We start from the raw sequence: 12,115 nt of genomic DNA, 5'->3' as shown, positions 1-12,115 counted from the left end.
TTTTACGTTTTTGGTTTTTTATTGATGTTTCAGATTTTACGTTTCAAGTTTCAGGTTTCAAGTTATTGCGAGACGTGAAACCTGAAACCTGAAACTTGAAACTTTTTTAAAGTGCAACTTCTTTAGGACATTCAATGCTTAAAGCGGCGGGTTTTGGATAGGTTTTGTTGTTATACATTCTGTATTGTGCGGTTACGGTTCCGCCAAAAAGTTCTTCATTCGTCAGTTTTAATTCAAAGGTAATTTCAAATAATCCTGAACTGATTTCTTTGTAAGTTCCCGAACCTGATATCGCAATGCTGTGACTGTTTTTGTTGGTTCCTGTAATGGTTATATACTGTGGAATAACTAATACATTTCCTTCGGTTTTGCTGTTTCCGTTTGCTGGAAAAAATTCTAATGCCGATGTAATATTAAATCCCGGAGAGTTTGCTGCTGTTGTACTTTCGTTAGAAAACCATCTTTTTAAGTTGAATGAATTTGTTGTATTGGTTCCAGAAGCCACATTAAACCCAATTCTAAAGGCATCGTGATAAACATCATCATTTGGATTTGTAGTGCCTTTATCGCTGTACAAAATGGCATTTTCATGATCTTTTGTGACTACCACCGGAAATGTAAAAGCATTGTACGCCTGCCAAGCGCAGGTACCGCTTTTGTCAAACCAAGTTTCGCCATACGTTAAATAAAACTGATTGCTTAAATCATAAAATTTAGAAGCTGGATTTGAATTTACATCACGTGTTGATTTAATAGGTTTCACAATCTGAAGGATGGTGTTTCCTGTAGCGGTATAATTTCCTGTATTAACTAGTGAAATGGAAGATTCGTAATAGACATCATCATTTTGAATGTTTTCTAAAAGAGTTAAATGATAGGTAATAGAACTTCTGTTATCGCCATAAGGATCGTGGCTTAAAGAATAATTGAATCCGTCCAGAAACTTGAATATTTCAAGATTATCAATTTCAGATGGGAAAAAACCGTTTGGGAAATTAACTTTAAAATCAACCGTTTCTCCAGCTTCACCTTTAATTACTATTCGGTTTACTGGAAAAGTGTAATTAGTGGCGATAGTTCCTAAATCTATTTTAAAACTATTGTTTGGATAGGTTGTATTTAGATTTCCGATGTGAATATTTGGATCAGAAATGGTTTCGAGTTTTAAAGTAATACTTTGATTTTCTGTCCATCGTTTATTAAAAGAAACAAAAATAGTATCGGTTAATTTAGTTCCTTGAAAGACTAATTCGTTAACTGGATTTACGGTAAAACTTTCATTATCGTTTGAAGATGATACTGCACTAAAACTCGCACTCACAGCCGATTTTAAATTGGTATGCGTTAACGCAACCGGAATTTTTAAAGTCTTTACAGATTTATTTTCATAACTGCTCAATGGAACAGTTGAAGTACTTACAGCCGGATATTCTAAGGGAACTCCTGCTGATGTGGTTAAGAAATTGAATCTCACAAAAGGATCAACGGTAGAATCTAATCTGTAATCATCCTTTGAACAAGAGCTTAACAAAGCTGCAGCAGCCACTAAAAGCGATAAAATTTTAATACGATTCATTTTGTTTTAGGTTTGGATTAAGATTAATGTTGCGTCTTGGTATTGGAAGTACATATTTTAAAGACGGATAAGTCATGGCACAGCTAAGTGAAATACAGCCGTCATTTCGGGTAACATTTTTTTTGTTTCGGGCAATATCGAAGAATAAATGTCCTTCAAAACAAAGTTCTTTTCTTCTTTCTAAAAATAAAATCTCGTTTAAGTTATCAGTACTGTTAAGTGTAGTAGCATTGGCACGAGAACGAATGGTATTGATATCTGTTTTTGCTTCTTCCAAACGATTTAAAGCTATGGCAGCTTCGGCACGAATTAAGTATTGTTCGGTTAATCTAAAAGCAGTATATCCGGCATTTCCTTGAAACTTTTTGGTGAAATAATAATCCTTTTTTACCTGATTGCCTTCCACTAAAGTAGAAAGCGGCTGTTGAAGAAATAACTGTCGGCGTAAATCGGTGCTTTCGTATAGATTTAATAAATCTTCGGAAGCTACGTAACTGTTATAACTGGTTTCAGATGTATAACCAAAGATAGATGAAAGTGAACCTCCTACATCTCCTGCAGCATTTTTGGGAATCGAGAATTCTAATAAAACTTCAGATATTGGCAGATCCGATTGTTCCCATTGCGAAATATAATCAGCAGCATTTGTTAGTGTTACACCAGAATTGATAATAACATCATTTGCAGTATCGTAAGCATTTTGCCAGTCTTTTTTAGACAAATACACTCTTGCTAAAAGAGCTTTTGTATTAATGCTGTTGAAATACGAATAGGCAGGCCCGTTTAAAAGTGCCGTATTGGAATACAAAGGCAATGCCGTTTCGATGTCTTTAATAATCAACGCATATGTATTGGCGACGGTTTCTCTCGTTGGATATTGAATGCCTTTTGTAATGGATTGTGTATTGTAAACAATTCCCAGATGTGAAGCGTCTTCAGTATAACCGTAGTTTTGGCTGTAAACTTCACTCAACAAAAAATGTGTATAGGCTCTAATGGTTAAAGCGTGGGCTTTGATTAGGTTTTTTTCTGCTTCAGTAGCATCAGGCAAAGCATCTACAAATTCCAAAAGCAGATTGGTCTGATTGATAATATCATAACTTGTAGCGTAAAACGAACTAAAGTTAGATTCTTCGGCTTGATCGTCAAACGAATAAATATTGCTTATAACAGATGGAACGCTGATTTCGCCTTTTTTAGTACTTAATAGCGATGGTGTAAATTTTAAATTTCCGCCCTGTGAATCAGCATAAACGGCAAAACGCTCTGTTCGTAAATTGCTTTCTACATGTGAGTACAAACCGTAAATGGCTTGAAGAAATCCTTCTTTTGTTTTTAACTGTTCTGTTATCGAGATCTGGGTGCCAGGTTCCTGCTCTAAAAAATCACTGCAGCTTTGGAACAGAAAAACAACAGTAAAAAGCATCGGAAATGTTGATCGGATTATGTTTTTAATGTCTTTCATTTTCTTAAAATTTTGTATTAATTCCACATGAAATAGTTCTCGCTTGCGGATACGTAAAACTGAATTCTCTAATGCCATTCCTTCCCGCAGGACTTTTTTCTTTATACCAATACAAAGCATTTGATACATCTGCAAAAACAGTCAAAGAATCTAAAAATGTATTTTTTACGGGTACATTATAACTCAAATTGATATTGCTGATTTTTACATACGTAGCATCGTATATATACTTACTCATATTGGCAATCAGAGTGTTATTGCTTGGCGCTGGCTGCGAAACGATATCGCCTGGATTTCTCCAGTAATCATAAGCGTTTACAGACATGTTTCGGTTTGAAGTGGTATTGTATTTTGAAATAATCTGATCTGATACTAATTTATCGCCGCCTAACTGAAAAGCTCCTGTAATCGATAAAGTAATGCTGTTGTTTAAAGAGAAACTATTATTAAATCCTCCAAAAGCTTTTGGCTGAGAATCACCAATTGGAATCCAGTCCGCTTCAGAAAATAATCGGGCATATGTTGCGGCATCATAAACCTGTCCGTCTTTTTTAATCAAATCTCGTCCTGTTGCCGGATCGACACCAACCCAGTTTACACCCCAAATAGTACTGGTGCTGTAACCAATTTTTTGTGCAAGGGCTAGATTTGCTGTCGAATAATCACTTCCAAGACCTTTTAACTGTGTTACTTTATTATCGACAGTAGAAATATTAAAAGAAGAAGTCCATCTAAATTTACCATGCTGAAACCATTTAACTCTGGTGCTAAATTCGAAACCTTTGTTGTACATGCTGGCAGCATTCAATTGTACGCTTTCATATCCGTTTTCAGACGGGATTTCACGGCTTGCAATAATATCACTTAAATCATCATAGTAATATTCTAATGTCATTTCGATCGCATTAAAAATATTAAAATCGAAACCGGTGTTGAATTTGGTGTTTTTTTCCCAGCTTAATTTTCCGTTTGGCGATACGCTGGGAGAAGATTCAATGTTACCGTTATATCCGTTTTGAGAAATGGTGTACAAACCTTTTGAACGGTAAGAACCAATTCTTGAATTTCCAGTGGATCCGTAACTGATTTTTAATTTTAAGAAATCAATCCACGAACTTGATTTTAAAAAGTTTTCGTTGCTGGCCACCCACGCCAGACCTGCGCCACTGTTTAAAGCAACATTGGTATCGTTACCAAAAACGGAGCTTTCGTCACGTCTGAAGTTTCCTAATACATAATATTTCTTTTTGTAATTGTAATTAAGCTGTGCAAAAAACGAAACACGCGAATTGTAATTGATATCGCTGCTGTAAATTTGTTTGGCTTTTGATTCGTCGATTAACGGAGTCTGTAAATTATCGTCCTGTAAAGCATCTTGGATTCTGTTAATTGAATTTGGATTAACAAAACCTATTGCGGACTCATAATTAAAGTTTGTTTTTTCCTGAGAAAGTTCAAAACCAGCAACACCATCAATGGTATTATTTGGGTTTATTTCTTTATTGAAAAGTGCTTGTCCCTGCCAGTTCCACTTGGTAGAATTACGTTTGTTCAACAATCGTCGCCCCCAGTTGGGATACGTGATTCCGTCTAAGGTAAAAGAACCGCTTGTTCTTCCGCTTTCATTTTCTCCCGAAAAATAGCGATCTTGAACTTTGTCTTTGTAATCAATCCCAAATAGAGTTTGAAATCTAATATTTTTATTGAATTCGTATCCTAAATTAAGACTTCCTAAAATGCCAAAAGTTTCAGTTTCATTTTTGTTCTGTTCAATGGCCGCTAACGGATTTCCTCCTGTTGGTCCAGTTAATCCCATTAAAGAATACGAACCATCTTCATTATATGGAGAAAGAATAGGGAGGTAAGCAAAATCATAATAGATATTTGGCGCATCTTTTTTGATATAACTCGGATTTAAAGACAGGTTTACATCCCATTTTGAATGACGGTAGCCTAAATTTATTCCTGCATTAAATTGTCGGGTTTCATTTCCTAATTGCGGCTCGTCGATATTTAAATATGTCAAATTAGTACGATATGAAAATTTAGAAGTAGCCCCCGAAACACCAAAATTATATTTGTTGTAGATACCCGAATTATTCAATAAGTCAAACCAATTGGTATTGATGCCGTTGTAAGGAACAGGAACATAACCCGAAGTTGTATTTTTTAAATAATCATTTCGAAGTTCATTGTATTGCTCTCCATTTAAATATTTAATTTGATTGATTGCTGTTGATGCTCCAAGCTGATTGGAAAAAGTGAATTTGGCTTTTCCTTTTTTTCCCTTTTTAGTCGTAATTAAAATAACACCATTTGCACCATCGGCTCCATAAATACCTACGGCTGCAGCATCTTTTAAAACCGTAAAACTTTCGATATTATCTGGAGAAATCATCGCCAGCGGATTCGAAAAAGCTTCTGCGGTATTTCCCTTTCCGTTAAAAAAGTCATTATCGATTCCTACTTCTTCTGTCATAATAACGCCATCGATAATAATTAATGGCTGAGTAGAAGTTCCTAAAATAGAACCGCTTAAAGATTTTAAAGTTCCTTGTCCGCGAACATTTATTTTAACCGGACCACCCACACCAGAAGTATTTTCAATCAAAACTCCCGCAATTTGTCCTTCCAGCATTTTGTCGACACTTTCAGAAGCCTGCTGTACGGGAATATCTTTTGCTGTAATGCTTGAAATACTTCCTACGATTTCTTCTTTTAATTTGGTAGTTCCGTAAGAAGAAGTAATGATTACAGGATTTAGCTCATCGGTAGCTTCCTGAAGGTAAAAAACAAAATCTTTCTTGTTATCTGCTTTTTGATATTGTGTTTCCATTCCTAGAAAACCAGCTTCCAGAATCATATTAGAAATATTATTTCCTTTTAACTGATATACAAATTTTCCGTTAAAATCCGTAACAGCGCCCATTCCAGTTCCTTTAATACGGATTGTGGCTCCCGGAAGCGGTTGTTTGTCTTTTGCATTATACACCGTTCCGCTTATGAATCGTTCCGTTTCCTGTGAAGTAGCATTAGAAGAATCAGCAGGAGCAGAGCTGGTCAATAAAACCTGTTTTTTCTGAATGTAAAACGAAATGTTTTTGTCTTTTAATAATTGTGTTAGAGCGGTTTCAAGAGTTGCATTACTGACATCTAAATCCGCCAGCTGATCGGCATTTATTTTTCGTGTATTATAAAGTATCCTAAAGTCACTCTGTTCTTCAATAGTTTTGATAATTAGGCTTATAGGTTTGTTTTTGACGTGTATGGAAATTAATTTATTTTGTGAAAATCCTTTAAAACCAGATATGAGAATGGCTAAGAAAAACAGAATTTTTCTTAAAACGGGTGGTATCGTAAATGTCATGTTTATTTATTTATCGAGGATTGGTAATGGTTATGGTTTTGTGTGTAATAGAATAATTAAAAGGCGTGTCACGCTTTAGCAGCTCTAAAATGTTCTCGACACTAGATTCGCTGATTTTAATGGTACCTGTAAAACTCTGTCTGGCCAAATCAGAATTTTCGTTAATAATCTCAACATCATACGTACGTTGAATAATTTTGGCAATGGTAGAAAACGGAGTGTCTTTAAAAGCAAGTTCGCCTTTTGTCCAGGCAGCATAAAGGGCTGGGTCAACATGTTTTAAAATCAGTTTTTTAGAATTATTCTGCCACGTTGCCATTTTATTTGGCGTAAGCAGAATGGCATTTGAAGGATTTGCGGCTTCCGACATTTGAATGCTTCCTTCAATTAATGTACTGTTAACTGTCGGATTTTCAGGATAAGCGCTCACATTAAAAGTGGTTCCCAGAACTTCAATGTCAGCCTGATTTGCATGCACAATAAACGGATGCGTTTTGTCTTTGGCAACTTCAAAAAATGCTTCACCGGTTAAGTATACATTTCGATTTCCATTAATGCCAAATTGTTCTGGATAACGTAATGTTGTTCCGGCATTTAAACTCACAATAGTACCATCTGAAAGTTTAAGTTTGAAACGTTTTCCATAAGGAACAGAAAGGGTATTATAAATCACCTTTTGATCCTGAACTTTACCAAAGTAGATAATCTTAGTCGGAAATTTTTTTGCAATCAAATCACCTTTTTCATTTAACAAAGCGGTTTCATTTTTCCCTGAGAAATATTCCAGACGGCCGTCGCCCAATTCCAGAACAATTTCTTTTGAAGTTTCTGATTTGCTGTTAAATAAATAAAGCGAAGTTCCTAATCCTACAAACACTAAAACCACGGCAGCATATTGTGCATACCTTTTGATTTTGTTTTTGGGTTTCATTTGGATTACTGGTGCCGATTCAATTGATGCATCCAAAGAAAGTGTGGTCAATGCCCAGATTTTCTTTGCTTTTACAAATTGGTTTTTGTTTTCTTCCGATGCTTCTATCCAGTCAAAAAGTGCCTGAACTTCTTGTTCTGAAGCTTCGTTAGAAAGGTATTTATGTAGTATTTCCGATGTCATATCTGAGTTTTAAAACGTCTCACCATTTATAAGTACACCTCAGAATTAAAATACCCTATCTTTTTATGCTTAATTATTATAAATAAGTATAAAAATTAAAAACAAATAATCCGATAATTTGCTTTTTAAAATCTTCAAAGCCTTTGTCATGTGAGCTTCAACAGCTTTTAAAGAAATTCCCAGTTCCTCGGCGATTTCTGCATTTTTTTTATTCTCAAAGCGCTTTTTTATAAAAATCTCTCTGGTTTTTGGAGGTAAATCGCTGATAGATTGTTGAATAATTCGTTCTAATTCGGTTAATTCTAAAGTGTCGAATTGTATCGAATTTAAAATTTCGATATCCAATTCTCTTTCTTTGTGGTTTAAGAGGTCATTTTTGAATTTATCTTTCACTTTTTTGTGACGAATTAAATTCAAACATTTGGATTTGGCGTATGTAAACAGGAAAGCCTGAATTCCGTTAATAGATTCTATATTTTCCCTGTTCTGCCATAGGTGTAGTAAAGCTTCCTGAGCCAGATTTTCGGCTTCGTCCTGATCGTAAATAAACTGAAAGCTGAAAGATTGGATTCTCCTAAAATATTTATCGTAGAAAAACGCATATGCCGTTTCGTCTCCGCCTTTAAAGGAATGGAAAAGATTTAATTCGAAACTATGGTTATGGTTCATTAAACGAAATTTACTTTTGGAAAAGCAATATTAAGTAAATTTTAAAAACTACTTCATTCTGCCCTGAAAGCGGCAAATATAAAAGTTTATTTATATTAGTTCTAAATAAAATGTATTTATTGAAGGTTTTGAAAAATTTTATTCAGAATAGGTTTAAAATGAGTCAAAAGATGAAGTAATAATGAGAGAAAGGCATAAAAAAAACTCCCAATTCTATAATTGGGAGTTTAAATTTTAATTGAGAATTAAACTGACTCTTTCAGAAAGTTCTTTGGCTAATTCCGGTGTTTGTCCTTCTCTAATGACATACGGAATAAGTTTTCTTTTCTCTATAATTTTTTCCTTTGAATAAACCAGACTAAAGTAATTTACGGGCGAGTTAATATTTGTTTCCTCTTTTGGAAGTTCTTCATAATAATAACGGGATCTTTTTAAATCCGGATATTTATGGATCAGATAATCATTTAAAGTAGTACCATTTCCTTCTTTATATAAATCCTCGCGAAGAATTCCTGTTACCGTTATTTTATTGATAGTATGTTTTAAGCTTCGGTAGGTTTCTCGAGTCATTGAAAAATCAGAAGATTTTGGTTTTCCTTTTTCAGATAATTGCCGTACAACCGAAAGCCGCACATAATCACCATTGATTTCGGTAACCTTAAAAACAAAATATTTTTTTTCTGAACTCTGACTGCCATTAGAACCCACTTGTTTGCTGAAAAGAAAACTGCCTATCTGCAGTTTATGTTCTGGTGTAAGCATCGCTTTTTTCCACAAATAAGGCTGATATACGATTTCTCTAAATGCATAAATTACAAGAAGCACCAATATGCTTATTAAAAGTACTTTTTTCATTAATTTAAATTTGTTCGAATACTGTTTTTGTTGGTGTTTTTTCAAAAATTTTGCTAAAATAGTAAAATATTAATTCAAGTTACACCTGCATATGTTAAGTTTTTGCGATAAATTTTAAAAATGAATTTTGATCTTGTTAAAACTGAAATTTGTTGGTTTCAGCCTAAAAAAGGTTTGCAAAGCTTTATCAAAACTTTGCAAACCTTTGGATTATTTTTGTGGTTTGATAAAAAACTCAACGGTTTTTTACGAAATTCCGCCATCCAAAACCAATAAGTAAAAAGTTGAAAATCGCTAAAGGCAAAAAGGCTTTTAGAACACTTACACTTGTTGAATCTGTAAAAGTTTCCACTTTAAAATTTTGCCAGTTTTCTTGATCTACTGAAGCATTATCGAAGATTTTGGGATAAAAATACAAACGCATTTTTTCATGAAAAGTCTTTGTTTCTTTTAAGAATAAAAGCTGGTTTTGTAAATCAGATTTCGCAATTTCGTTTAATTGAATCTGTGTATGAAGCGTTGGAATAAACTGTGCAATTAATTCTCCGGCACGGTTTCGCTGTTCTAGTTTAGTTTCTAGTTCTTTTGATTCCGCTGCCGATTCGTCGTCACCCATTTGCTGCATAGCATAATACCACAGCCAGCTGAATTCTTTATCTGCTGGAATTTTATACGATCGAAACTGTGGATAATGTTTATAGAATTTCTCCATGGTTTCATTTTTATCTGTATCCCATTTTTCATGATAGGCATTTCGCTGTTTAAGTGTTAGTTCCAAAGCTTCTGGAACTTTGTATGTATTCACGATATAAGTGTTTACAGCGGCGGGAACAATAATAATTAAAAACAACCAGATGGTTAATAAAATAACTGCATTGTAATTGGAGTTTTTTTGAAGCGAAACAATAAAAAAGCATACTGCAAACCAAAATAAGATGTATAAAACAGCAATTCCGTAAAAGATTAGAAATGATTGATCAATTGGAATTTTAAGAAAGAAAACCGCAGTTAAAAGCAGTACCGTTACAAGTGCAGTTAAACTTAGGATTCGTACATAAAACAGTTTTAAAATGTACAAAAATGTGTTAGGGCTTTGTGTGGCTACAATTTTCCAAGTTCCAGATTCTTTTTCTTCAGAAATGATATTGTATGAAAAAGCAATAATCAAAAGAGGGAAGAGGTATAAAAGCACAAAACTAAAATCGATATTTCCAGCGAGAAGATTACTTGGATTATTAAGCTCCGAATCGTATTTCTGACCTTCGAGTCCGCGAATGGTAACACTTTGAATCGATGGATTTACATCGCGCTGTCCGATTGACAAAGCGTTTATTGGAAGCGTTTTATTGGCTAGAGAAAATTTGATGTAGTACAACAAAAGACCCATTTCGTCTTTATGAAAATTGGCATTTCGAGCAATATGTTCTTTTTGATAAGCGGCTGTTTCGGCAATATTATTTTCTTGTTTTTCTTGAAATTGATGCCCGATTAACAAGCTTATAAAACCAATAATCAGTAAAAAAAGCAATCCGATTTTGGTTCCTTTTGAGCGTATAAAATTTTTAAATAAGAGTTGTAACATAATTAGACTGCTTTAAGATTTTTGGAAGCAAAACGGATAAGGACAAAAAGAATAATTATCCACAGTACGATCGAGATGATGGATAGTATTTCTGTTTTTAAAACTTCTGTAATACCTTTTGGTTCATAATGAAATTCTTCTACATCAGCCCAATGTTCTTTGCCAATGGTGAGTGGTTTGTCATTCGGACCCGGCTTTTTATTACTGATGTATTTAACCTGTAACGCATTCATTTTCTGCGCCATGTTATAGCGGTATATTTCGGCTTGTTTTTGAAAATCGACGTACGAATCATAATCTGTATTGGATAATCCCATCGATATATTTTTCATTGCGATATAGGGATTTAAGAACGAAACCGCTTTTGAAAAACTATTCTGCTTAGCATACACTTTCAGCAATTCTTCAAGGTGTTGGTTGTAAATTTTCGAGCTTATTTTTTCGCCTTCTGTCATAATAAATCCGGAATAATTAAAAGGAAGTTTTTGTACCGAATCGACTTTGTAAACACGCAGCAGAGAATCTTTTATAGCTTTATAATGAACATCATTTGGGTTGTGGCTGTCGCCTTGTTTCAGAATGTCTTTTTCGATATCACTTCCAAATTTTACTTTGGAAGGAGCTTCATACAAATAAGCGCCCATTGCCTGGGTGGTTCTTGGCAGAATAATAGTCAATATCAACCAGATTCCAATTAAAGAAACTAATGCTTTTTTTGAAGTTTTGCTTGACGCAGAAACCACAACAGTAATTACGCAGAAGAACATCAGATAAATAAAATGAAATACAATAAATAAGATCATTTTGAAAGTTTCATCTGCCGAAATGGTAAAGTTTTGAAGGATCAGCCAAATAAAAAGCAAAACAATTATAGTGGGAATAAAAAGCATCAGAATCACACTAGCGATTCCGAGTACTTTACCCCACAAAAGCTGTTTCCAGCTGATTCCTTGACTTAAAAGAAGTTTTAAGGTTCCGTTTTCTCTCTCGTAAGCAATGGCATTAAATCCTAAAAAAAAGATAAGCAAGGGCAGTAAAATCTGTAAAACCATTGCAGTGCTGATTTCACCAAATCGGAGCAAACTATTGGAAAATCCAGCTTCAGAGAAATTGGCTGTGTTTTGCTTATGTGCTTCCAAGAAAATAGCATTTCCAAAAAAGGGTTCCATTCCAAATTCGAAAACACTTAAAGAAGTGCTTTTACGAAAAGCAAAGTTACCGTAATGTGCCATTCTATGCGGATTCTTATCGGGATTTTTCAACCAGTCTTCACGTGATTCGTGCTGGTATTTTTCGCTGGTTTCGTTTTGGTTTTTGTAATTATCCCAGCCGGAAAAAGCGGCAAACAATAGCAGTACACCAATAAAGAGGGTTATAATGTATACAGCCGAATTTTTAAATACAGATTTTTTAAAATGTTGGGCTATAAGAATTTCTGTTTGTAATAATTTCATGATCAATTAAAATTTATCTGTTGGTTTAATTTT

The 12,115-nt window shown here is 34.2% G+C and carries 8 protein-coding genes; all 8 read right to left on the bottom strand.

Annotated features, from left to right (window positions below; translation table 11 throughout):
• Positions 1 to 106: 106 nt before the first annotated feature.
• Positions 107 to 1,576: a hypothetical protein gene (locus P2W75_RS10220; protein ID WP_276380340.1), complete on the bottom strand. Its 1,470-nt coding sequence runs from the start codon at positions 1,574 to 1,576 to the stop codon at positions 107 to 109.
• On the bottom strand, positions 1,563 to 3,041 hold the full coding sequence (locus P2W75_RS10215) for a RagB/SusD family nutrient uptake outer membrane protein (RefSeq protein ID WP_276380339.1): 1,479 nt from the start codon (positions 3,039 to 3,041) through the stop codon (positions 1,563 to 1,565). The genes P2W75_RS10220 and P2W75_RS10215 overlap by 14 nt, the downstream gene beginning before the upstream one ends.
• A gap of 4 nt (positions 3,042 to 3,045) precedes the next feature.
• Complete coding sequence (locus P2W75_RS10210) at positions 3,046 to 6,408, bottom strand: SusC/RagA family TonB-linked outer membrane protein (protein WP_276380338.1); 3,363 nt, start codon at positions 6,406 to 6,408, stop codon at positions 3,046 to 3,048.
• A 10-nt stretch (positions 6,409 to 6,418) separates the two neighbouring features.
• Positions 6,419 to 7,522: a FecR family protein gene (locus P2W75_RS10205; protein ID WP_276380337.1), complete on the bottom strand. Its 1,104-nt coding sequence runs from the start codon at positions 7,520 to 7,522 to the stop codon at positions 6,419 to 6,421.
• A gap of 69 nt (positions 7,523 to 7,591) precedes the next feature.
• Positions 7,592 to 8,191, bottom strand: a complete 600-nt coding sequence (locus P2W75_RS10200; RefSeq protein ID WP_207296582.1) for an RNA polymerase sigma-70 factor — start codon at positions 8,189 to 8,191, stop codon at positions 7,592 to 7,594.
• Positions 8,192 to 8,425: 234 nt separating this feature from the next.
• Positions 8,426 to 9,046: a hypothetical protein gene (locus tag P2W75_RS10195; protein ID WP_207296581.1), complete on the bottom strand. Its 621-nt coding sequence runs from the start codon at positions 9,044 to 9,046 to the stop codon at positions 8,426 to 8,428.
• A gap of 235 nt (positions 9,047 to 9,281) precedes the next feature.
• Positions 9,282 to 10,628: a DUF3526 domain-containing protein gene (locus P2W75_RS10190; RefSeq protein WP_276380335.1), complete on the bottom strand. Its 1,347-nt coding sequence runs from the start codon at positions 10,626 to 10,628 to the stop codon at positions 9,282 to 9,284.
• A 2-nt stretch (positions 10,629 to 10,630) separates the two neighbouring features.
• Entirely contained in the window at positions 10,631 to 12,082 is a 1,452-nt protein-coding gene (locus P2W75_RS10185) for a DUF3526 domain-containing protein (RefSeq protein ID WP_276380334.1), read from the bottom strand.
• Between the last annotated feature and the right edge of the window lie 33 nt (positions 12,083 to 12,115).

Source organism: Flavobacterium sp. H4147, from assembly GCF_029360735.1.
Taxonomy (GTDB): domain Bacteria; phylum Bacteroidota; class Bacteroidia; order Flavobacteriales; family Flavobacteriaceae; genus Flavobacterium; species Flavobacterium endoglycinae.
This window is presented reverse-complemented; position numbering and strand designations above follow the sequence as displayed.

What these genes read in the sequence shown, in the direction of transcription:
- P2W75_RS10220 (WP_276380340.1), bottom strand. Translation starts at nt 1,576, where the DNA reads ATGAATCGTATTAAAATTTTATCGCTTTTAGTGGCTGCTGCAGCTTTG.
- P2W75_RS10215 (WP_276380339.1), bottom strand. Translation starts at nt 3,041, where the DNA reads ATGAAAGACATTAAAAACATAATCCGATCAACATTTCCGATGCTTTTT.
- P2W75_RS10210 (WP_276380338.1), bottom strand. Translation starts at nt 6,408, where the DNA reads ATGACATTTACGATACCACCCGTTTTAAGAAAAATTCTGTTTTTCTTA.
- P2W75_RS10205 (WP_276380337.1), bottom strand. Translation starts at nt 7,522, where the DNA reads ATGACATCGGAAATACTACATAAATACCTTTCTAACGAAGCTTCAGAA.
- P2W75_RS10200 (WP_207296582.1), bottom strand. Translation starts at nt 8,191, where the DNA reads ATGAACCATAACCATAGTTTCGAATTAAATCTTTTCCATTCCTTTAAA.
- P2W75_RS10195 (WP_207296581.1), bottom strand. Translation starts at nt 9,046, where the DNA reads ATGAAAAAAGTACTTTTAATAAGCATATTGGTGCTTCTTGTAATTTAT.
- P2W75_RS10190 (WP_276380335.1), bottom strand. Translation starts at nt 10,628, where the DNA reads ATGTTACAACTCTTATTTAAAAATTTTATACGCTCAAAAGGAACCAAA.
- P2W75_RS10185 (WP_276380334.1), bottom strand. Translation starts at nt 12,082, where the DNA reads ATGAAATTATTACAAACAGAAATTCTTATAGCCCAACATTTTAAAAAA.